General features: G+C 65.0%; 18 protein-coding genes. 13 read left to right on the forward strand and 5 right to left on the reverse strand.

Features of this window, described 5'->3' with window-relative positions:
• Positions 1-22: 22 nt before the first annotated feature.
• Together AAFG07_RS01020 and AAFG07_RS01025 are read right to left on the reverse strand one after the other, a co-directional pair.
• Complete coding sequence (locus tag AAFG07_RS01020; protein WP_342725617.1) at positions 23-2,593, reverse strand: ABC transporter permease; 2,571 nt, start codon at positions 2,591-2,593, stop codon at positions 23-25.
• The gene (locus tag AAFG07_RS01025) at positions 2,590-3,309 is read right to left on the reverse strand and encodes an ABC transporter ATP-binding protein (protein ID WP_342725618.1); all 720 of its coding nucleotides are present in this window, start codon (positions 3,307-3,309) and stop codon (positions 2,590-2,592) included. Before AAFG07_RS01025 ends, AAFG07_RS01020 begins: the two co-directional genes overlap by 4 nt.
• Positions 3,310-3,364: 55 nt before the next feature.
• On the opposite strand from AAFG07_RS01025, the gene AAFG07_RS01030 reads away from it, so the two are divergent.
• From AAFG07_RS01030 to AAFG07_RS01085, 12 genes are all read left to right on the forward strand, one after another.
• Positions 3,365-4,024 (forward strand): arylesterase, encoded by a 660-nt coding sequence (locus tag AAFG07_RS01030; RefSeq protein WP_342729420.1) that lies wholly within the window; start codon positions 3,365-3,367, stop codon positions 4,022-4,024.
• Between the two features lie 166 nt (positions 4,025-4,190).
• The gene (gene thpR, locus AAFG07_RS01035) at positions 4,191-4,727 is read left to right on the forward strand and encodes an RNA 2',3'-cyclic phosphodiesterase (protein WP_092121595.1); all 537 of its coding nucleotides are present in this window, start codon (positions 4,191-4,193) and stop codon (positions 4,725-4,727) included.
• A 141-nt stretch (positions 4,728-4,868) separates the two neighbouring features.
• Complete coding sequence (gene zapE, locus AAFG07_RS01040) at positions 4,869-6,056, forward strand: cell division protein ZapE (protein WP_342725619.1); 1,188 nt, start codon at positions 4,869-4,871, stop codon at positions 6,054-6,056.
• A 220-nt stretch (positions 6,057-6,276) separates the two neighbouring features.
• Positions 6,277-7,245 (forward strand): malate dehydrogenase, encoded by a 969-nt coding sequence (gene mdh, locus AAFG07_RS01045; RefSeq protein ID WP_223977725.1) that lies wholly within the window; start codon positions 6,277-6,279, stop codon positions 7,243-7,245.
• A 160-nt stretch (positions 7,246-7,405) separates the two neighbouring features.
• Positions 7,406-8,602, forward strand: a complete 1,197-nt coding sequence (sucC, locus tag AAFG07_RS01050; protein WP_342725620.1) for an ADP-forming succinate--CoA ligase subunit beta — start codon at positions 7,406-7,408, stop codon at positions 8,600-8,602.
• A 2-nt stretch (positions 8,603-8,604) separates the two neighbouring features.
• Positions 8,605-9,081, forward strand: a complete 477-nt coding sequence (locus AAFG07_RS01055) for a DUF1579 family protein (RefSeq protein ID WP_342725621.1) — start codon at positions 8,605-8,607, stop codon at positions 9,079-9,081.
• 95 nt (positions 9,082-9,176) lie between these two features.
• Complete coding sequence (sucD, locus tag AAFG07_RS01060) at positions 9,177-10,058, forward strand: succinate--CoA ligase subunit alpha (protein ID WP_092121610.1); 882 nt, start codon at positions 9,177-9,179, stop codon at positions 10,056-10,058.
• Positions 10,059-10,317: 259 nt separating this feature from the next.
• The gene (locus tag AAFG07_RS01065) at positions 10,318-13,278 is read left to right on the forward strand and encodes a 2-oxoglutarate dehydrogenase E1 component (RefSeq protein ID WP_342725622.1); all 2,961 of its coding nucleotides are present in this window, start codon (positions 10,318-10,320) and stop codon (positions 13,276-13,278) included.
• Positions 13,279-13,465: 187 nt separating this feature from the next.
• Positions 13,466-14,698 carry a 2-oxoglutarate dehydrogenase complex dihydrolipoyllysine-residue succinyltransferase gene (odhB, locus tag AAFG07_RS01070; protein WP_342725623.1) on the forward strand — a complete coding sequence of 411 codons (1,233 nt, stop codon included), beginning with the start codon at positions 13,466-13,468 and terminating at the stop codon, positions 14,696-14,698.
• Between the two features lie 72 nt (positions 14,699-14,770).
• Positions 14,771-15,520 carry an SDR family oxidoreductase gene (locus tag AAFG07_RS01075; RefSeq protein WP_342725624.1) on the forward strand — a complete coding sequence of 250 codons (750 nt, stop codon included), beginning with the start codon at positions 14,771-14,773 and terminating at the stop codon, positions 15,518-15,520.
• 83 nt (positions 15,521-15,603) lie between these two features.
• Positions 15,604-17,004, forward strand: coding sequence for a dihydrolipoyl dehydrogenase (gene lpdA / locus AAFG07_RS01080; protein ID WP_342725625.1), 1,401 nt, complete (start codon positions 15,604-15,606; stop codon positions 17,002-17,004).
• Between the two features lie 39 nt (positions 17,005-17,043).
• A complete protein-coding gene (locus AAFG07_RS01085; protein WP_229165767.1) occupies positions 17,044-17,583 on the forward strand; it encodes a hypothetical protein in 540 nt (179 codons plus the stop codon).
• A 147-nt stretch (positions 17,584-17,730) separates the two neighbouring features.
• On the opposite strand, the gene AAFG07_RS01090 is transcribed toward AAFG07_RS01085, so the two are convergent.
• Positions 17,731-18,321 (reverse strand): DUF4337 domain-containing protein, encoded by a 591-nt coding sequence (locus AAFG07_RS01090; protein WP_342725626.1) that lies wholly within the window; start codon positions 18,319-18,321, stop codon positions 17,731-17,733.
• Positions 18,322-18,478: 157 nt separating this feature from the next.
• Positions 18,479-19,450: a tyrosine recombinase XerC gene (locus AAFG07_RS01095; protein ID WP_342725627.1), complete on the reverse strand. Its 972-nt coding sequence runs from the start codon at positions 19,448-19,450 to the stop codon at positions 18,479-18,481.
• Between the two features lie 109 nt (positions 19,451-19,559).
• On the opposite strand from AAFG07_RS01095, the gene AAFG07_RS01100 reads away from it, so the two are divergent.
• Positions 19,560-21,770 (forward strand): primosomal protein N', encoded by a 2,211-nt coding sequence (locus tag AAFG07_RS01100; RefSeq protein ID WP_342725628.1) that lies wholly within the window; start codon positions 19,560-19,562, stop codon positions 21,768-21,770.
• 102 nt (positions 21,771-21,872) lie between these two features.
• On the opposite strand, the gene AAFG07_RS01105 is transcribed toward AAFG07_RS01100, so the two are convergent.
• The gene (locus AAFG07_RS01105) at positions 21,873-22,364 is read right to left on the reverse strand and encodes a septal ring lytic transglycosylase RlpA family protein (protein WP_342725629.1); all 492 of its coding nucleotides are present in this window, start codon (positions 22,362-22,364) and stop codon (positions 21,873-21,875) included.
• Positions 22,365-22,897: the final 533 nt, after the last annotated feature.

Raw genomic sequence — 22,897 nt, forward strand, 5'->3', positions numbered from 1 at the left:
GCGCTGCCGCCGCTACAAATTGTCACAAATTCCGCAACACCGAGGCCGGCTTCTGGTTCAGCGCGAGCAGCGTTCCGGCCAGCCCCAATCCGACGGTGACGACCAGCGCGGCGACCACGACCAGCGCGGCGCTGCCGGCCTGCCAGATGAAACTCAGCGTCATCAGCCGCGTCACGATCAGCCAGGCCGCGACCGAACCGGCGATCACCCCGAAGATTGCGGTTGCAAAACCGATCATCAGATACTCCAGCGCGTAGGCGCCGAGCAATCGCGCCCGCGTGGCGCCGAGCGTCTTGAGGATCACGGCGTCATAGACGCGGTGGCGGTGCCCGGCGGCGAGCGCGCCGCCCAGCACCAGGATCGCCGAGATCAGCGTCACGGCGCTGGCGCCGCGGATCGCCAGCACCAGATTGCTGACAACGGTGCCGACCGTCTCCAGCGCCTCGCGGACCCGGACGCTGGTCACCATCGGGAACGCGTCGGCGACCTGCTTGATGATGCGCGCATCATCGGGGGCGTCACTATGGGGTTCCGTCAGGGTCGCGACGTGGCTATGTGGGGCGCCCTTGAAGGCATTCGGCGAGAACACCAGCACGAAGTTGATGCCGAGGCCCTGCCAGTCGATGTTGCGCAGATTGGCGATCTTCGCCGGCACATCGCGGCCGAGCACGTTGACCACGATCTCGTCGCCGATCTTCAACGACAGGCCGTCGGCGATCTTCTTCTCCATCGAGACCAGCGGAGGTCCGCTGTAGTCCGGCCCCCACCATTCGCCCTCGACGATCTTCGAGCCCTTGGGAACTTCGCCGGTGTAGGTCAGGCCGCGGTCGCTTTGCAGCACCCATTCCGAATCGACCGACGGCTTGAGCTGGTCGGTCTTGACGCCGCGCGCGGCGACGATGCGCCCGCGCAGCATCGGCACGTCCTCGACGGTCGAGCCCGCCGCGATCTGCGCCAGGAAGGCGGCAAAGCGGTCGGCCTCGGTGGAGGGGATGTCGATGAAGAAGAACGACGGCGCCCGCTCCGGCAATGCGGCCAGGAATTGCCGGCGCAGATTGCCGTCGATCTGGGTGATGGTGACGAGCACCGCGAGGCCAAGGCCCAGCGACAGCACGACCGACGGCGTCAGCGCGCCCGGCCGGTGGATGTTGGCGATTGCGAGCCGCAGCATGGTCATGCGGCTGCGCGGCAGCCGGCGTGCCACCGCCATCAGGATCTCGGCGATCCCGCGCAGCAGCAGGAACACCGCGATCGACGAGGCGACGAAGACGGCGGCAACCCGCTTGTCATAGGCGAGCCCGATCGCAACTCCGATCAGGAGCGCGACCACCACCGCCATCAGCGCGAGATAACTCCAGCGCGGGCGGTGCCATTCGCTGGCGACGGTCTCGCGGAACAACGCGGCGACCGGCACGTCGTGGACCCGGCCGAGCGGCCACAGCCCGAACGCCAGCGCGGTGAGCTGGCCATAGAGGAAGGAGAGCGCGAGCTCGTCGGGATGCAGCGCCGGCACCACCGGCAGCGGCAGCAGCTTGCCGAACAGGCCGACGATGACGAAGGGGAGCGCGGCGCCGAGCGCGAGCCCGATCAGCGAACCGATCCCGGCCAGCACCACCACCTGCGTGCAGTAGATCGTGAAGACGTCGCGGCCGGTGGCGCCGAGCGCCTTGAATGAGGCGATGACGTCGCGGCGCCGGTCGATATGGCTCTTCACCGCGTTGGCGACGCCGACGCCGCCGACCAAGAGGGCGGCGAGGCCGACCAGAGTCAGGAACTGGGTGAAGCGGTTGATGGTGCGTTCGAGCTGCGGCGAGGCGTTGTTGCGGCTGCGGACTTCCCAGCCGGCCTCCGGCGCGGCAGCCCGTGCGCCGTCGATCAACGCGGTGGTGGCGCGATCGTCGTTGGCGCCGTCGGGCAGCTTCACCCGGTAGATCCAGCGCACCAGGCTGCCCGGTTGCAGCAGATCGGTGGCGCGCAGGCTGGCTTCGCTGATCAGGAAGCGCGGCCCGAGGCCGACGCCGCCGGCAAGCTTGTCGGGCTCGGCCGCCACCACGCTGCGGATCTGGTAGGTCGCGCTGCCGATGCTGACGCGGTCGCCGAGCTTCAGGTCGAGCCGCGCCAACAGCGTTGAATCGGCGGCCGCGCCATAGACGCCATCGCGTTCGGCGAGCAGATCGGCAACCGGCATGTTCGGCTCGAGCGTCAGCTCGCCGAGCATCGGATATTTGCCGTCGACCGCCTTGAGCTCGACCAGCGCCAGCTTGCCGTCGCCGCTGCGGGCCATCGCGCGCAGTGTGGCTGCAACCGAAACCTCGCCGCGGGTGCGCAGATACGCGACCTCCTCGGGCTTGGCTTCGCGCGAGATCAGCGAGAAGGCGACGTCGCCGCCGAGCAGCGTGCGGCCCTCGCGCGACAGGCCGTCGCCGAGGCTCGCGGCGACCGAGCCGACGCCGGCAATCGCCATCACGCCGAGAGCGATGCAGGCGATGAACACGTAGAATCCGCGCAGGCCGCCGCGCAGTTCGCGCAGAGCATAGCGGAAGGCAAGCGACGACGCGCGGCCCTGCACCGCGACTTCGGACGCGATGCTCATGTGGTGGATTGTCCGTCGATGCGGCCGGAACGCAGCCGCACCACACGATCGCAGCGCTGCGCCAGCGAGAGGTCGTGCGTCACCAGCACCAGCGTCATGCCGCGCTCGGTGTGCTTGGTGAAGAGCAGGTCGATGATCTGCTTTCCCGTCGTCTCGTCGAGATTTCCGGTCGGCTCGTCGGCAACCAGGATCGCGGGATCGGGCGCCAGCGCACGTGCGATCGCGACGCGCTGCTGCTCGCCGCCGGACAGCTGCGTCGGGTAGTGATGCAGCCGTTCGCCGAGCCCGACTGATTGCAGCTCCAGCGCGGCGCGCGCGGCGGCATCGGGATTGCCGGCGAGCTCGAGCGGCACGGCGACGTTCTCCAACGCCGTCATGGTCGGGATCAGATGGAACGACTGGAAGACGATGCCGACCTGGCGGCCGCGGAAGCGCGCCAGCGCATCTTCATCGAGGGCATTGAACGACGTCCCGTTGACGACCACTTCTCCGCTGTCAGGACGTTCAAGCCCCGCCATCACCATCAGCAAGGTCGACTTGCCCGAACCCGACGGGCCGATCAGGCCGATGGCCTCACCCGCTGCCACACGAAGGCTGATATCTTTGAGGATATGGACCCGTGCCGCGCCGGTGCCAAGCGAGAGATTGACGTTCCTGACGGCAATGGTGTCCGGCTCGACGTCGGTCAGTGAAGAGGATTCGATGAGACTGTCCATGGTTCGGTCATATGGCACTTCCGCTGCTGCGGTCGAGGGCCGGTTGAGAATCTTCGTGCACATACTCGTGTTGCTTATGGGCTTGATGACGGCGGCAAGTGCGCAGACGCCGGCACCGGAGAATGGCCCGGCGCAAGGTTCGGCGAAACCGATCAAGATGGTGGTTCTGGGCGATTCCCTGAGCGCCGGTTACGGCCTTCCGGCCGCGGCGGCATTTCCGGTCCGGCTACAAAAAGCCTTGGAAACCAAGGGGATAAAGGTCAGTATGACGAATGCCGGGGTATCCGGCGACACCGCCTCAGGGGGCCGCGAGCGGCTCGACTGGTCGGTCGCTGACGGAACTGACGCCGTGATCGTCGAGCTCGGCGCCAACGATGCGTTGCGCGGCATCGATCCCGCGGTCACGCGTGCCGCGCTCTCCGACATCATCACAAAGTTGCAGGCGCGCAAGATCGCCGTGCTCTTGTGCGGCATGCTCGCGCCACCGAACTATGGCAGTGAGTATGCAGCGAAGTTCAACGCGATCTATCCCGATCTCTCGAAGTCGCTTGGCGTGCCGCTCTATCCGTTCTTCCTCGATGGCGTGGCTGCCGATGCCAAGCTCAATCAGGCCGACGGCATGCATCCGACGGCGGAAGGTGTGGACATCGTCGTGAAGAACATGCTGCCCACGGTGGAGGCATTTCTCGGCGCATTATCAGGGCAACGCAGTTGAAATGCAGGCAGCGCGCCGAGTTGTGCCCGTAGGTTTACGAGCTGTTAACGGGTCATGCTTCGCAGAGTCACATATCTCGGGTACAAATAGGCATCGGTGATTCGTCGCCGGGCTTGTTACAGGAGCGGGCTCCCAAAACCCGCGCCAAGCATCGAGGATTAATGCGATGCCGCGTCTGTTCACTGGACTGGAAATTCCGGCCGAGATCGGCCAGACACTTTCCAATTTGCGTGGCGGCCTTCCGGGCGCACGCTGGATCGATCCCGAAAATTATCACGTCACGCTGCGCTTCATCGGCGACATCGATGGCCTCTGGGCCAACGAGATCGCAACGATGCTGTTTCGGGTGAACCGAAAACCGTTCGAGGTCAAATTGCAGGGCCTTTCGAGCTTCGGTGGACGCAAGCCGCGCGCGGTGGTCGCCGCCGTCGAGCCCAGTCGGCCGCTGATCGAACTGCAGGCCGAGCTCGAGCGGATGATGCAGCGGATGGGGCTCGATCCCGAGGGCAGGAAATTCACCCCCCATGTCACGCTCGCGCGTCTGCATGACGCATCGAGCCAGGACGTCGCGGATTATCTGTCCGTGCGCGGCTACTTCCCGAGCCGCAGCTTCATGGCAGACCGCTTCGTGCTGTTCTCGTCGCGCGCGTCGACAGGCGGCGGTCCCTACGTGGTCGAGGATTCCTACGCGCTCTGCGCGTGAGGTTTCTGAGGATCGCGGCTTGAGGTGTCAGGCGGCGGCCGGTGCGGTCGGCCGTGGTATGCAAGGGCTTGCGCTTGCATACCCCATTGGCACAATTCACGGCTTGCAATTTTCCGCGCACTAGGGCCGTAAGGTGGGCCCATGCTGTCCACCTCGCCGAGTTCCTTTCTCGAACACTACAAGTCCCTGGTCGCCTCCGGCGCGATCGAGGCCGATCCGGCGCAGGCGCAAGCCGCCGAAGCGTTCGGGGCGCTGGAGGAGCGGCTCGCGAGCTACAAGCCGCAGCGCAAGCAGAGCCTGCTCGGACGGCTGTTCGGCGGCGACAAGGACGACAAGCCGCCGCGCGGGCTCTACGTCCATGGCGAGGTCGGCCGCGGCAAGACCATGCTGATGGACCTGTTCTTCCAGCAGAGCCCGGTCGAGCACAAGCGCCGTGCGCATTTCCACGAATTCATGGCCGAGGCGCATGAGCGCATCTATGGCTACCGCCAGCAGATCGCGCGCGGCGAGATCGCGGACGGCGACGTGATCGCGCTCACCGCGCAGGCGATCTTCGACGAAGCCTGGCTGCTCTGCTTCGACGAATTCCACGTCACCGACATCGCGGATGCGATGATCCTCGGGCGGCTGTTCGCAAAACTGTTCGATCTCGGCACCGTCGTGGTCGCGACCTCGAACGTCGCGCCTGACGATCTCTACAAGGGTGGTCTCAACCGCGCGCTGTTCCTGCCGTTCATCGCGCAGATTTCCGACCACATGGATGTGCTGCGGCTCGATGCACGCACCGACTTCCGGCTCGAGAAGCTCGTCGGCGTGAAGATGTGGCTGGTGCCCGCGGATGACGCGGCTCGCGATGTGCTCAATGCGGCGTGGCGCAAGATGACTGGCAACGCGCCGTGCAAGGCGCGCCTTATCGAGATCAAAAAGCGTTTGCTGACTGTGCCGTGCTCGTCGCATGGCGTCGCGCGCTTCAGCTTCGCCGATCTCTGCGAGAAGCCGCTTGCCGCGTCCGATTACCTGAGGCTTGCGCACGACTACCACACGATCCTGATCGACCATATTCCGGTGATGGACTACGCCGAGCGCAACGCCGCCAAGCGCTTCATCTCGCTGATCGACACGCTCTATGACAATGCCGTGAAGCTGATGGCCTCGGCCGAGGCCGATCCGGTGTCGTTGTACCTTGCGGAAGACGGCATCGAGGCGATGGAGTTCAAGCGCACGTCCTCGCGCTTGATCGAGATGAGCTCGGAATCCTATTTGGCGCTGCCGCACGGCCGCAAGGACTCCTCGGCCAGCGGCTCGTCAACCGGCCTGGTCGAGACCTGAAATCCAGCCTCGAAATTCGGACTTGAGATTGGCCTTGCGCGCGGTCCGGATCGGAGCAACTTTTCGTGTCTCCGCGCGGATGTTGCTGGCATGCCTGACCGAATTGCAGGCACGGCCCGCAATCGGGCAGGCCGCGACTTGAATGGATCATTCGAAAGGGATAACCACCCTTGCAACCGACTTCCCTCCCTCCTGCACCAGTTCAAAGGACTGATTTCCCATGGCACGCGACAAGATTGCTCTGATTGGCTCCGGACAGATCGGCGGAACGCTGGCGCACCTGGTTGGCCTCAAGGAACTCGGAGACGTCGTGCTGTTCGATATCGCCGAGGGCGTGCCGCAGGGCAAAGCACTCGACATCGCGCAGTCGTCGCCGGTCGACGGCTTCGACTCCAATCTGGTCGGCGCCAATTCCTATGAAGCGCTCGACGGCGCCAAGGTCTGCATCGTCACCGCCGGCGTGCCGCGCAAGCCCGGCATGAGCCGCGACGATCTCCTGTCGATCAACCTCAAGGTCATGGAGCAGGTCGGCGCCGGCATCAAGAAGTACGCGCCCGACGCCTTCGTCATCTGCATCACCAATCCGCTGGACGCGATGGTCTGGGCGCTGCAGAAGGCTTCCGGCCTGCCGCATAAGAAGGTGGTCGGCATGGCCGGCGTGCTCGACTCGGCGCGCTTCCGCTATTTCCTGGCCGACGAATTCAACGTCTCGGTCGAAGACGTTACCGCCTTCGTGCTCGGCGGCCACGGCGACACCATGGTGCCGCTGACCCGCTACTCGACCGTCGCCGGCATTCCGCTGCCCGACCTCGTCAAGATGGGCTGGACCTCGCAGGCCCGCATCGACGAGATCGTCGACCGCACCCGCAACGGCGGCGCCGAGATCGTCAATTTGCTCAAGACCGGCTCGGCCTTCTACGCGCCGGCGGCGTCCGCGATCCAGATGGCCGAGAGCTATCTGAAGGACAAGAAGCGCGTGCTGCCCTGCGCGGCCTATCTCAACGGCGAGTACGGCGTGAAGGACATGTATGTCGGCGTGCCCACCGTGATCGGCTCCAAGGGTATCGAGCGCATCGTCGAGATCGAACTCGCCGGCAAGGACCGTGAAGCCTTCGACAAGTCGGTTGCCTCGGTGCAGGGCCTGGTCGACGCCTGCAAGAAGATCGCGCCCGATCTGCTCGGCAAGTAATCTCAATCGGCAATGACCCGATAGGCGATTTCAATCGCCTGTCGGGTACAAGGTGATGAAATTCCGGCGGATTTTGTAGTTGCGCGAGCTTTGGTATATGGTATACCAGCGTCAAGGCTGACTTGAAGTTCGCCGCACGAGGGTTTGGGAGCGTCTTTCCATGAATATCCACGAATACCAGGCCAAGGCTCTGCTGCACGAATTCGGCGTGCCGATCTCGCGCGGCGTGCCGGTGCTGAAGCCGGAAGATGCCGACGCGGCGGCCAAGCAGCTCCCCGGCCCGATCTGGGTGGTGAAGAGCCAGATCCATGCCGGCGGTCGCGGCAAGGGCAAGTTCAAGGAAGCATCCGCCGGCGACAAGGGCGGTGTCCGCATCGCCAAGTCGGTTGCCGAGGTCGACGAGTTCGCCAAGCAGATGCTCGGCGCGACGCTGGTCACGGTGCAGACCGGCCCGCACGGCAAGCAGGTCAACCGCCTCTACATCGAGGAAGGCTCCGATATCGACAAGGAGTTCTACCTCTCGATCCTGGTCAATCGCGAGACCTCCGAGATTTCCTTCGTGGTGTCGACCGAAGGCGGCGTCAACATCGAGGACGTCGCGCATTCGACCCCGGAAAAGATCGTCTCGTTTTCGGTCGATCCCGCCACCGGCATCATGCCTCACCACGGCCGCACGGTTGCCGAGGCGCTGAAGCTGAAAGGCGATCTCGCCAAGCAGGCCGAGAAGCTGACCGGTCAGCTCTATGCCGCGTTCGCCGCCAAGGACATGGCGATGCTCGAGATCAATCCGCTCGTCGTCACCAAGCAGGGCCAGCTCCGCGTGCTCGACGCCAAGGTGTCGTTCGACAGCAACGCGCTCTACCGTCACCCGGACGTGGTCGCGCTGCGCGACGAGTCTGAGGAGGACGCCAAGGAGATCGAGGCGTCGAAATACGACCTCAACTATGTCGCGCTCGACGGCACGATCGGCTGCATGGTCAACGGCGCCGGCCTCGCCATGGCGACGATGGACATCATCAAGCTCTACGGCATGGAGCCGGCGAACTTCCTCGACGTTGGCGGCGGCGCCAGCGCGGAGAAGGTTGCAGCTGCCTTCAAGATCATCACCGCCGATCCGAACGTGAAGGGTATCCTGGTCAACATCTTCGGCGGCATCATGAAGTGCGACGTGATCGCCGAGGGCGTGGTCGCCGCGGTGAAGCAGGTCGGCCTCAAGGTGCCGCTGGTGGTGCGCCTCGAAGGCACCAATGTCGAACTGGGCAAGAAGATCATCCGCGACAGCGGCCTCAACGTCGTGCCCGCCGACAATCTCGATGACGCCGCGCAGAAGATCGTGAAAGCCGTCAAGGGAGGCTAACGATGGCCGATCATCTCGACGCTCCGACCCCGCTGGACGAACACCGCAAGCTCGCGGTTTTCGCGGGCGAGTGGAACGGCGACGAGATGGTCTATCCGTCGCGCTGGACCGCGGGCGGTCCGGCCACCTCGCATGTCGTCGCGCGCATCGCGCTCAACGGGTTCTACCTGATCCAGGACACCGTGCAGACCCGCGACGGCAAGGAGAGCTTCGCCACCCACGGCGTCTTCACCTACGACCGCGAGGATCGGGCCTACCGATTGTTCTGGCACGATTCACTCGGCTACTACCCGCCGTCGCCGGCGTCCGGCGGCTGGGCGGGCAAGTCGCTGATCCTGGTGCGCGGCTCGCTGCGCGGCAATGCCCGTCACGTCTACGAGGTCGTCGACGACAACACCTACAACATGAAGATTCAATTCTCGCCTGACGCGGAAGGGTGGGCCGACGTGCTCACCGGCGTGTACCGGCGTATCCACTGAGCATGATCCGGAAAAGTGGTCCCCGGTTTTCCGATATGATCATGCTCAAATCATAGAGTTCCTTCACCGACCGTCTCGCGAAAGCATCTCGAACCATGTCCATTCTGATCGACAAGAACACCAAGGTCATCTGCCAGGGCTTCACCGGCAAGAACGGCACGTTCCATTCGGAAGCGGCGATCGCTTACGGCACCAAGATGGTCGGCGGCGTGGCGCCGGGCAAAGGCGGCTCGACCCATCTCAACCTGCCGGTGTTCGACACCGTCGCGGACGCGCGTGCGAAGACCGGCGCCGACGCCAGCGTGGTCTATGTCCCGCCGCCGGGCGCGGCGGACGCGATCTGCGAGGCGATCGATGCGGAGATCCCGCTGATCGTCTGCATCACCGAGGGCATTCCGGTGCTCGACATGGTGCGCGTCAAGCGCTCGCTGTCGGGCTCCAAGTCGCGACTGATCGGGCCGAACTGCCCCGGCGTGATGACCGCCGGCGAATGCAAGATCGGCATCATGCCGGCCAACATCTTCAAGCCCGGCTCGGTCGGCATCGTCTCCCGCTCCGGCACGCTGACCTATGAAGCGGTGTTCCAGACCACCCAGGAGGGTCTCGGCCAGACCACTGCGGTCGGCATCGGCGGCGATCCGGTCAAGGGCACCGAGTTCATCGACGTGCTGGAGATGTTCCTGGCCGACGAGAAGACCAAGTCGATCGTCATGATCGGCGAAATCGGCGGCTCCGCCGAGGAAGACGCCGCCCAGTTCCTCAAGGACGAGGCCAAGCGCGGCCGCAAGAAGCCGATGGTCGGCTTTATTGCCGGTGTTACCGCACCTCCCGGCCGCCGCATGGGTCATGCCGGCGCGATCATCTCCGGCGGCAAGGGCGATGCCGGTTCCAAGACCGCGGCGATGGAAGCCGCCGGCATCAAGGTGTCGCCGTCGCCGGCGCGGCTCGGGCACACGCTCGCGGAGATGCTGAAGTAACCGCCGTCAGGCGAAGTTCCCGTCGAGGGTTTGATGTGGTTTTGGGCGGGTTCTCATGAGGGAACCCGCCCTTTTACTGCGTTTTGCCAGCAGAATGCCGATCAATAAAATATGAAAATAGGTTCATTTCTTGGTTCTTTTAGGCAGGAATATCTGTCCTAGATAGGGTAAAGGGTATCAATCCAGCCGGCGCACTTCCAGACCGGCACCAGCGCCGTCTCCTACGCGCGAACCGAAAAAAAATCACCAGGACTGCCCCATGTCTCGCCAAGACGCGAATGCTGCTTTTGCTCTCTCATCATTCCTGCAAGGCACCAACGCCACCTACATCGACGATCTCTATGCCCGCTACGAGCAGGATCCGTCGTCGGTCGACGCCGAATGGCAGGATTTCTTCAAGAGCCTGAAGGACGCCCCGGCCGACGTCCAGAAGAACGCCGACGGTGCCTCGTGGGGCCGGGCCAACTGGCCGGTGACGCCGCGTGACGAGCTGACCTCGGCGCTCGACGGCAACTGGGCCCAGGTCGAGAAGGCGGTCGGCACCAAGCTCGCCGCCAAGGCACAGGCCAAGGGCGCCGAACTGTCCGACGCCGACGTGCATCAGGCCACCCGCGACTCGGTTCGCGCACTGATGCTGATCCGCGCCTACCGCATGCGCGGTCATTTCCATGCCAAGCTCGATCCGCTCGGCATCGAGGCGCCGCGCGACCGCGAGGAGCTCGATCCGCGCTCCTACGGCTTCACCGAGGCCGACTTCGACCGCAAGATCTTCCTCGACCACGTGCTCGGCCTCGAATACGGCACGCTGCGCGAGATCGTCCAGATCTGCGAGCGCACCTACTGCCAGACGCTCGGCGTCGAGTTCATGCACATCTCCAATGCCGCGCAGAAGGCGTGGATCCAGGAGCGCATCGAAGGTCCGGACAAGGAGATCAGCTTCACGCCCGAGGGCCGCCGCGCGATCCTCAACAAGCTGATCGAGGCCGACGGCTTCGAGAAGTTCTGCGACACCAAGTTCACCGGCACCAAGCGCTTCGGCCTCGACGGCGGCGAATCGCTGATCCCGGCGCTCGAACAGATCATCAAGCGCGGCGGCAATCTCGGCGTGAAGGAGATCGTCGTCGGCATGCCGCATCGCGGCCGCCTCAACGTGCTGACCCAGGTGATGGGCAAGTCGCACCGCGCGCTGTTCCATGAGTTCAAGGGCGGCTCGGCCAATCCCGACGATGTCGAGGGCTCCGGTGACGTCAAGTATCACCTCGGCGCGTCCTCGGACCGCGAGTTCGACGGCAACAACATCCATCTGTCGCTGACCGCAAATCCGTCGCATCTCGAGATCGTCGATCCGGTCGTGATGGGCAAGGTGCGCGCCAAGCAGGATCAGCACGGAGATCCGCCGGACATGCGCATCTCGGTCCTGCCGCTCTTGATGCACGGCGACGCGGCGTTCGCAGGCCAGGGCGTGGTGGCGGAATGCTTCAGCCTGTCCGACCTGAAGGGCTACCGCACCGGCGGCTCGCTGCACTTCATCGTCAACAACCAGATCGGCTTCACCACCTATCCGCGCTACTCGCGTTCGTCGCCCTATCCGTCCGACGTGGCGAAGATGATCGATGCGCCGATCTTCCACGTCAATGGCGACGATCCGGAGGCCGTGGTGTTCGCGGCCAAGGTCGCGATCGAGTTCCGGCAGAAATTCCACAAGCCGGTCGTCATCGACATGTTCTGCTACCGTCGCCACGGCCATAACGAGGGCGACGAGCCGGCGTTCACCCAGCCGGTGATGTACAAGCGGATCGCCTCGCATCCGTCGACGCTGGAGATCTACGCCAAGCGGCTGGTCGCCGACGGCGTGCTGACCGAGGGCGAGGTCGAGAAGGCCAAGGCCGACTGGCGCGCACGGCTCGATGCCGAGCTCGAAGCCGGCTCGGGCTACAAGCCGAACAAGGCCGACTGGCTCGACGGCAAATGGGCCGGCTTCAAGTCGGCCGATCAGGAAGAAGACGCCCGCCGCGGCGTCACCGGTGTCGATGTCGCCGTGCTCAAGGAGATCGGCCGCAAGATCACCAAAGTGCCGGACGGCTTCCGCGCCCACCGCACCATTCAGCGCTTCCTCGACAATCGCGCCAAGGCGATCGACACCGGTGTCGGCATCGACTGGGCGACCGGCGAGGCGCTGGCGTTCTGCACACTGCTGCAGGAGGGCCACCATGTGCGCCTGTCCGGCCAGGATTCCGAGCGCGGCACCTTCTCGCAGCGCCATTCGGTCCTGATCGACCAGGAGGACGAGAGCCGCTACACGCCGTTCAACCATCTTGGCGGCGAGGATACCGGCCATTACGAGGTCATCAACTCGCTGCTGTCGGAAGAGGCGGTGCTCGGCTTCGAATACGGCTACTCGCTGGCCGAGCCGAATGCCCTGGCGCTCTGGGAAGCCCAGTTCGGCGACTTCGCCAATGGTGCGCAGGTGGTGTTCGACCAGTTCATCTCCTCGGGCGAACGCAAATGGCTGCGCATGTCGGGCCTCGTCTGCCTGCTGCCGCATGGTTACGAGGGGCAGGGACCGGAGCACTCCTCCGCGCGCCTCGAGCGTTATTTGCAGATGTGCGCCGAGGACAACATGCAGGTGGTCAATCCGACCACGCCGGCAAACTACTTCCACGTGCTGCGGCGCCAGCTGCATCGCGAGATCCGCAAGCCGCTGATCCTGATGACGCCGAAGTCGCTGCTGCGTCACAAGCGCGCCGTGTCGCGGCTCGACGAGCTCGGCAAGAACGCCACCTTCCACCGCATCCTGTACGATGACGCGCAGATGCTGCCGGACGAGAAGATCAAGCTGGTGCCGGACGACAAGATCCGTCGCGTCGTGCTGTGCTCCGGCAAGGTCTATTACGACCTGTACGAGGAGCGCGAGAAGCGCGGCGTCGACGACATCTATCTGATGCGCATCGAGCAGCTGTATCCGGTGCCGCTGAAGGCGCTGGTGCAGGAGCTCGGCCGCTTCAAGAACGCGGAGGTGGTCTGGTGCCAGGAAGAGCCGCGCAACATGGGCTCCTGGCACTTCATCGAGCCTTACCTCGAATGGGTACTGAACCAGATCCACGCAGCCAACAAGCGTCCGCGCTATGCCGGCCGTCCGGCATCGGCGGCGACCGCCACCGGCTTGATGTCGAAACATCTGGCGCAGCTCAAGGCGCTGCTCGACGACGCACTGAACTAACGGCCTTCACTGAAGCCATGCCCCGCCTTGTGCCCAATTGCGCACTGGAGCGGGGCATCCGGTATCCCGCGCCATCCAGCATCACCGCTGTCGTCACGGAGTACCGGGTCGTTCGCTTTGGCGGACGATGGCGGACAAGGTTTGCGACTGCCAAATTTGCGACCGCAAGGTTATCGAGGAAAAGATCATGACTGAAATTCGCGTTCCAACGCTCGGCGAATCCGTAACTGAGGCCACGATCGGCCGCTGGTTCAAGAAGGCCGGTGAGGCCGTCGCGGTGGACGAGCCGTTGGTGGAGCTGGAGACCGACAAGGTCACCATCGAGGTGCCCGCGCCGGTCGCCGGCACGCTCGGCGAGATCATCGCCAAGGATGGCGAGACCGTCGCTGTCGGCGCGCTGCTCGGCCAGATCAATGACGGCGCTGCCCCGGCCAAGTCCGCGGCTGCCGCAGCCCCCGCCAAGGCCGCCGCTGCCGCTTCCGCACCGGCCCCTGCCGCGCCCAAGGTGCCGCCGGCCGATGCGCCGCTCGCGCCTTCGGTGCGCAAGCTGTCCGCCGAAAGCGGCGTCGACGCCTCCACCGTCCCGGGCTCGGGCAAGGATGGCCGCGTGACCAAGGGCGACATGCTGGCCGCGATCGAGAAGGCCGCCTCGGCGCCGACCCCGGTCAACCAGCCGGCCGCCGCCGTGCAGGTCCGTGCGCCCTCGCCGGCGGACGATGCTGCGCGTGAGGAACGCGTGAAGATGACCCGGCTGCGCCAGACCATCGCGCGCCGCCTCAAGGACGTGCAGAACACCGCCGCGATGCTGACGACCTTCAACGAGGTCGACATGACCGAGGTGATGAAGCTGCGCGCCCTCTACAAGGATACGTTCGAGAAGAAGCACGGCTCCAAGCTCGGCTTCATGGGCTTCTTCACCAAGGCGGTCGTGCAGGGGCTGAAGGACATTCCGGCCGTCAACGCCGAGATCGACGGCTCTGACCTGATCTACAAGAACTACTACCATATCGGCGTTGCGGTCGGCACCGACCGCGGCCTCGTGGTGCCGGTCGTGCGCGACTGCGACCACAAGTCGATCGCCGAGATCGAGAAGTCGATCGCCGATTACGGCCGCCGCGCCCGCGACGGTCAGCTCAAGATCGACGAGATGCAGGGCGGCACCTTCACCATCACCAATGGCGGCATCTACGGCTCGCTGATGTCGACGCCGATCCTCAACGCGCCGCAGTCCGGCATCCTCGGCATGCACAAGATCCAGGAGCGGCCGATGGTAGTCGGCGGCAAGATCGAGGTGCGCCCGATGATGTATCTGGCGCTGTCCTACGATCACCGTGTTATCGACGGCAAGGAAGCGGTCACCTTCCTGGTTCGCGTCAAGGAGAGCCTGGAAGATCCGGCCCGCCTGGTGCTGGATCTCTAAGGTCATATCGCGCGCGACGCCCGATCTGTTCGGGCGTCGCGATTCTTTGGGTGCTCACGTTTGGGGATCAATGTGACGGACAAGGTCGTTGTCATCACCGGCGGTAGCCGCGGCATCGGCCGCGCCACCGCGCTTGCGGCTGCCGCGCGCGGTTATCGCGTGGTGGTCGGATATGCCTCTAACCAGGCTGCGGCCAACGAGGTCGTCGCCGCGATCGAGGCCAAGAACGGCAAGGCGATCGCGGTGAAGTGCGACGTCGGCAGCGAGCAGGATATCCTGGCGCTGTTCAAGGCGGCCGATGGGTTCGGCACGCTCGGCGCGCTCGTCAACAATGCCGGCATCGTCGGCAAAAGCGGCGTGCGTGTCGACGAGATGTCGGCCGAACGCATCCAGCAGATGATGGCGGTCAACGTCACCGGCAGCATCTTGTGCGCGCGCGAGGCGGTGAAGCGCATGTCGACCAAGCACGGCGGCCAGGGTGGCGTCATCGTCAACCTGTCTTCGGTCGCGGCAAGGCTCGGCGCACCCAACACCTATGTCGACTATGCCGCCTCCAAAGGGGCGATCGATTCCTTCACGGTCGGCCTCGGTTACGAAGTCGCGGGTGAAGGCATCCGCGTCGCCGGCATCCGGCCCGGCCTGATCGACACCGACATCCACGCCGCGGGCGGCGAGCCCGATCGCGCGCATCGGCTTGCCCATATGGTGCCGATGAAGCGCGTCGGCACCGCGGACGAAATCGCCAACGCCATCGTCTGGCTGATCTCGGACGAAGCCTCCTACGTCACCAGCGCGATCCTCGACGTGTCGGGCGGTCGCTAGAACACGATCAGGCGGGAAGCGGTCTTCCGACAAGATCGCGCGCCCGCCTAACTGTCACAGAGTTTAGCTACAGGACCTCAATCATGGCTTCTTACGATCTCGTCGTCATTGGCACTGGCCCCGGCGGTTACGTCTGCGCGATCCGCGCGGCGCAACTCGGCATGAAGGTTGCCGTCGTCGAGAAGAACGCGACGCTGGGCGGCACCTGCCTCAATGTCGGCTGCATGCCGTCGAAGGCGCTGCTGCATGCCTCCGAGATGTTCGAGGAAGCCGCGCACTCCTTCGCCAAGATGGGCGTCAGCGTCCCGGCGCCGAAGCTCGATCTGCCCGCGATGATGGACTTCAAGCAGCAGGGCATCGACGGCAACGTCAAGGGCGTCGAGTTCCTGATGAAGAAGAACAAGATCGACGTCCTCAAGGGCACCGGCAAGATCCTCGGTGCCGGCAAGGTCGAGGTCTCCGGCGACGGCAAGTCCGAGATCGTCGAGACCAAGAACATCGTGATCGCCACCGGCTCCGACATCGCGCGGTTGAAGGGCATCGACATCGACGAGAAGCGCATCGTGTCGTCGACCGGCGCGCTGTCGCTGGAGAAGGTGCCGTCAAGCCTGCTGATCGTCGGCGCCGGCGTGATCGGGCTCGAGCTCGGTTCGGTCTGGCACCGCCTCGGTGCCAAGGTCACCGTGGTGGAATTCCTCGACCGCATCCTGCCCGGCATGGACGGCGAGGTGGCGAAGCAATTCCAGCGCCTCCTGGAAAAGCAGGGTTTTGCCTTCAAGCTCGGCGCCAAGGTCACTTCGGTCGACACCTCGGGCAAGACGCTCCAGGCCAAGATCGAGCCGGCCGCGGGCGGCGCTGCGGAAACCATCGAAGCCGACGTCGTGCTCGTGTGTATCGGCCGCGTGCCGTACACCGAGGGCCTCGGGCTGAAGGAAGCCGGCGTTACGCTCGACAATCGCGGCCGCGTCGAGATCGACGCGCACTTCTCGACCAATGTGAAGGGCATCTACGCGATCGGCGACGTCGTGGCCGGGCCGATGCTGGCGCACAAGGCGGAAGACGAGGGCGTTGCCTGCGCGGAGATCATCGCGGGCCAGGCCGGCCATGTGAACTACGACGTCATTCCAGGTGTTGTGTATACCACGCCGGAAGTGTCGTCGGTCGGCAAGACCGAGGAAGATCTCAAGCAGGCCGGCGTCGCTTATACCGTTGGCAAATTCCCCTTCACCGCGAACGGCCGCTCCAAGGTCAACCAGACCACCGACGGCTTCGTGAAGGTTCTCGCAGATGCGAAGACGGATCGGGTGCTCGGCGTGCACATTGTCGGCCGGGAAGCCGGCGAAATGATCCACGAAGCCTGCGTCCTGATGGAATTCGGCGGCTCGGCCGAGGATCTGGCGCGCACCTGCCACGCGCATCCGACCCGTTCCGAAGCCATCAAGGAAGCCGCGCTTGCGGTGGGCAAGCGCGCCATCCATATGTGATCGAGCATCCGGCGCGCGAGCCGGGTAGAGATCATAGCGATGTTGCGCCGCCTGCTTCAGCCGTTCTGGGTTCTGCTTGCGATCATCTTCCTGATCGAGGCCTGGCTATGGGATCACGTCGAGCCGATCGTGGCCCGGGTGGTGGCGTGGATCCCGCTGCGCGCGCTCAAGCAATGGCTTGCCGAACGGGTCGATTCGCTGTCGCCGGCGATGACGCTGATCGTCTTCGTCGTGCCGCTGATCCCGCTGTTTCCGCTCAAGCTGGTCGGACTCTGGCTGCTCGCGAACCAATACTGGTTCAGCGCGGTCTCGCTGATCCTGTTCGCCAAGATCGTCGGCGTCGGCGTCACGGCTTTCCTGTTCGACGTGACGCGGTCGAAACTGCTGGAGATGCCCTGGTTCGAGGCGCTCTATAATTTCGTGATGGCGCTGCGCGCCAAGGCCACCGAGCTGGTCGAGCCGGTCAAGCGGCGTATCCTCGAGATGATCAGTGGCGATGGTGACGGCTGGACCGCGCGCACGCTGCGCCTGATCGCGCGCTTCCGCAAAAGCGTCCACCAGACCAGCAAGGTTCTCTGATCCAGCCTTTTTCCGTCATCCTGAGGTGCGAGCCTCTTCGGCGAGCCTCGAAGGATGAACGGCCCGGCTGCTGGCCGATTCATCCTTCGAGGCTCGCTCCGCTCGCACCTCAGGATGACGGTCAGAGAGCGAAGCCGCTCCGCGACCTCAATGCAAATGCAGCAGGTGCGGCTGGAGCAGGCCGAGCAAGGTCATCACGACGCCGGCGAGCGTCACCAGGCCGGACACCCAGGCCAGCGCGGCGATGCCGGTGATGATGGTCGCTGACGCCAGCACGATGGCGATCTGGAAGGCGGCGGAGGCAAGCTCGAAGTGATGATATTTCGCGGTGGCCTCGTCGCGCTCGTGCTCGGAGTGCTTGGCGCGTTCGGAGAGTTGTTCTGAACCTTCGCCGGTCTCCGGCTCCGAGCGGTAGCGCGCCGCGGTCTTCTGCCAGTCGTCGATCTGCTTCTGCAGCGCAGCCTTGGCCGCCTCGTCAGTGGTGGTCGCGAGGTTCAGCTTGCCCTGTTCGGCCGCGGTCTGCACCGCGGTGCGGCGGATGCTCTTGGCCTGGAAGAAGGCCCAGAGGTTGGAGGCTTCGACGTTCTTGCTGATCGATTCGGTCTGGGCGCCCTTGCCGAGCGTTTCCGACAGCGCCAGGCAGAGCGCGATCACGGCGATCAGGAGGGCGATCTTCTTGTTTTCGGCCGACGCATGCTCGGCATGCTCCGCGTGCTCCATACTTTCTTGTGCGCTCATGATTCCCCCTCCGGATGAGACCGCGCCACGATTGCTGAATGCGGCGCACAAGGCAAGTGCCGAGCGATTTGTGGCAGCCGTATGAATATGAACGGCGCAAGATGAACGGCGCATTGATGCCGGCCCCGCGCTGTATTTTGAACCCAGGTCCGGGTGCTCAGCCGCGCGGGTGCGCGGAGCGATAGACTTCCAGCAGGCGCTCGCTGTCGATGCCGGTGTAGATCTGCGTGGTCGACAGCGATGCGTGGCCGAGCAATTCCTGGATCGCGCGCAAATCGCCGCCGCGGCTGAGCAGATGCGTGGCGAAGGAGTGCCGCAACGCATGCGGCGTTGCGCTATCGGGCAGGCCGAGCGCGCCGCGCAGCCGCTCCATGGTGAGCTGGATAATGCGCGGGCTTAAGGGGCCGCCGCGCGCACCGACGAACATCGGCCCGGTCGGGTCGAGCTGATGCGGACAGATCGCCGCATAGTCCGCGATCAATTGCAGCACGTTGTGCAGCACCGGCACCATGCGGGTCTTGTTGCCCTTGCCGGTGACGACAAGCACGTCGCCCTCGCCCGGCTTCGGCACGTCGCGGCGCTTCAGCCCCAGCGCCTCGGAGATGCGCAGACCCGAGCCATAGAGCAGCGCCATCACGGCGGCGTCACGCACCAGGATCCAGGTCTCGCGGGTTTCGCCGGCGCGCTCGTCGGCATCGGCAAAGCGCTTCGCCGCTTCCATGTGGATCGGCTTCGGCAGGCTCTTCGCCACCTTGGGGGCGCGGATCGCCGAGAGCGCACCGACCTTGCCTTTGCCTTCGCGTTCCAGGAAACGTCCGAACGAGCGCAGCCCGGCCAGCGCACGCATCAGCGATCGGCCGCCGATCTCCTCAGTGCGGCGCATCGCCATGAAGGCGCGGACATCGCTGGCCTCGAGCGCGGAAAATGCCGCAAGCGTCACGCGCGCGCCCCAGTGCTCGGCCAGGAAGGTCAGGCATTGACGCACATCGCGGGCGTAGGCCTCGAGCGTCTTCGGCGATAGCCGCCGCTCGGCGCGCAGATGCGACAGCCAGCGCGTCATCTCCTGCGTGACCGACACGTCGGCGCAGTCGAGCTCGAGCGGTTGCATGGGCTGATCGGTCCGGGCCATGTGTTGAGGGCTATTGGCGCTGCGATTCTCCTGATTATATCGCACTGCCTTCGTTTACCGTTCGCTAAGACCGCGCTGCGGTGCTAGCCCGGCTTAAAGCTCTGATTCAATGGACCACACCACACGCCCCAGCCCAGCCTCCGCATCGACGACCCGCGTCGTCGACGTGCTGGTGCCTGTCGCGCTGAACCAGACCTACTCCTACCGCGTCCCGCGCGGCATGGAGCTTGCGCCCGGCGACGTGATCTGCGTTCCGCTCGGGCCGCGCGAGGTCGTTGCGGTGGTGTGGGCCGAGAATGCCAAGCCGGATCCGCGGCTGCACAACCGGCTCAAGGACGTCAGCGAGAAGCTCGATGTTCCGCCGCTCAGGGCGGAGCTGCGCCAGCTCGTCGACTGGGTCTCCACTTACACTTTGTCGGCGCGCGGCATGGTGCTGCGGATGACGCTGCGGATGGGCGAGAACCTTGGCCCGGAGCGGATGCGGCTCGGGGTCCGCCTTGTCGGCGAGCCGCCACGGCGCCTGACACCGGCGCGCCGGCGGCTGATCGAGGTGCTGTCGGATGGCTTGCTGCACGGCAAGTCCGAGGCGGCGCGGGAGGCCGGCGTCAGCTCGGGCGTGGTCGACGGCCTGGTCGACGAGGGCACGCTGACGGTCGAGGCGATGCCGCCGCCCGCGCCGCCACCCATTCCCGATCCCGCCTACGCGCAGCCGGATTTCTCGCGCGAGCAGCGCAGCGCGGTCGATATGATGCGGACGCTGGCGGCGAGCGGCAGCTTTCACGTCGCACTGCTCGACGGCGTTACCGGTTCCGGCAAGACCGAGGTCTATTTCGAGGCGATCGCGGAGAATATTCGTCGCGGCAAGCAGACGCTGATCCTGATGCCGGAAATCGCGCTGACTGGCCAGTTCCTCGACCGTTTCGCGCAGCGCTTCGGCGTGCGGCCGCTGGAATGGCATTCGGAGCTCACGCCGCGCACGCGGGCACGCAACTGGGCCGCGATTTCCGAGGGCAAGGCGCCGGTCGTGGTCGGCGCCCGCTCCGCGCTGTTCCTGCCCTATGCCGATCTCGGCCTGATCATCGTCGATGAGGAGCACGACCAGGCCTACAAGCAGGACGAGGGCGCGCATTATCACGCGCGCGACATGGCGGTGGTCCGCGCCCATATCGCAAAAATCCCGATCGTGCTGGCGTCGGCGACGCCCTCGGTCGAGAGCGAGGTCAATGCGCGCAAGGGGCGCTACCAGCGCGTTGTGCTGCCGTCGCGGTTCGGCGGCCAGCACATGCCGCATATCGAGGCGATCGACATGCGCCGCGCGCCGCCGCCGCGCGGGCGCTTCATCTCGCCGGTTCTGGCCGAGCAGATTTGCCATGCAATCGAGCGCCGCGAGCAGGCGCTGTTGTTCCTCAACCGTCGCGGCTATGCGCCGCTGACGCTCTGCCGCGCCTGCGGCCACCGCTTCGCCTGCACGATCTGCGACGCCTGGCTGGTCGATCACCGGTTCCGGCAGCGGCTGGTCTGCCATCACTGCGGCTTCTCGATGCCGCGCCCGAACATCTGCCCGCATTGCGCGGCCGAGGAATCGCTGGTCGCCGTCGGCCCCGGCGTCGAGCGCCTGCAGGAGGAGGCCGCCAGCATTTTTCCCGAGGCCCGCACCATGGTGCTGTCGAGCGATCTCATCACCTCGATCGAGACCATGCGCAGCGAGCTCAACGAGATTGCAGAGGGCCGCGTCGACATCATCATCGGCACCCAGCTGGTGGCCAAGGGACACAACTTCCCGCGGCTCAATCTGGTCGGGGTCATCGATGCCGATCTCGGCTTGAGCAACGGCGATCCGCGCGCCGCCGAGCGGACGTTCCAGCTGCTGAACCAGGTGGTCGGCCGTGCCGGTCGCGAGCAGGGCCGCGGCGTTGGCTATCTGCAGACCCACCAGCCGGAACATCCGGTCATCAAGGCCCTGATCGCGAACGACCGCGAGGCATTCTACGCCAGCGAGATCGATATCCGCGAGCGCACCGGCTATCCGCCGTTCGGCCGGCTGGCGAGCCTGATCGTCTCCGCCGGCGACCGTCCGACAGCAGAAGGATTTGCGCGCAAGCTCGCCGCGATGGCGCCGCTCGACGAGCGGATCCAGGTGCTCGGCCCCGCCGAGGCCCCGCTTGCCGTCATCAAGGGCCGCTACCGCTTCCGCCTGCTGGTGAAGTCGCTGCGCAATGTCGACCTGTCGCAATATCTGCGCGAATGGCTGGAAGCCGGTCCGAAGACCAAGGGCAATCTAAAGCTCGAGGTCGACGTCGATCCGCAGAGTTTCTTGTAGGGATGCCTTTAAAGAAAAAGCCTGCCGTCATTCGCGACGGCAGGCCTTTTGGCGCGAGGCAGGCCTCGCGGCCGTTACGCAACGCAACGCTTACTGAAGCGCTTACGAGACGACCTCGGCGGTGACGCGGCCGACGCCGGCACCGGTCAGGCCGATGGCGCGGGCTGCGCCGGTGGAGAGGTCGAGCACGCGGCCGCGGATGAACGGGCCACGATCGTTGATGGTGACGACGACGCTGCGGCCGCCATGGGTGACACGGAGCTTGGTGCCGAACGGCAGCGAGCGGTGGGCGGCAGTCATGGCGTTCTGGTTGAAGCGCTGGCCGGAAGCGGTGCGGCTGCCTGACTCATTGCCGTAGAACGAGGCCATCCCCGAGAACGTGTGGCCGCCGGACGGCTGGATCGATGCATTGGCATCGCGCCAGGACGAACCTTCAGCGCGGGCCTGGTGATGATGGTGGTGGCGATGATGGTGGTGCCTGGACTTCGCGGACGCCTCCGTCACGCTGCCCCCGACCAGGAGAGTTGCGGCGACAAACGCAAGCGCCGTACGCGAGCGGGTTACATTGCCCGCCGCCTTCTTGATATTCAGCATTGATAAGACCCTCAGACAGTATTGCCGCGAGCGCGGCAAGTGGACCCCCGTCCCTTCGTTGACCAAAGCCGTTTGGTTTCGCAATGAGGCACGAATTGGGCAGTAATTCCCGATTGTCTCGGGCTGAAATATCTTGTTACCGCCTTGGGGTATTCACTCGAGGTTCCGTAACCTTGGCCTTTAACCAATCTTTAACCAACAATATACTTCCGAATACTGATTAGCGGGCCGGCGGTAAGTTTTCAGTAAGTAATCGCCAAATGAAACGGCGGCCCGTTTCGGGTTCCTTGCGCGCCCGGCCATAGGCCCATGCAAATTTCGTTGGAACAAATCCGCGGTGGCGCGAATCGGAGCCCGCGCGCTGAATTTCCGCGCGCCGAATTTTTCTGATTCGAGCACCGGCTGCGGTCGCCAAAAACCGCATGCGACAAGGCGGCTCGCACGATGCCGTCATGTTGCACCTGCGCGATTGCTATGTTAGCAAAGCCGCGATTTTAACGATCCCGGCACGTCCTGTGCCGGTCGAAAATCGA

Source organism: Bradyrhizobium sp. B097 (genome assembly GCF_038957035.1).
GTDB lineage: Bacteria > Pseudomonadota > Alphaproteobacteria > Rhizobiales > Xanthobacteraceae > Bradyrhizobium.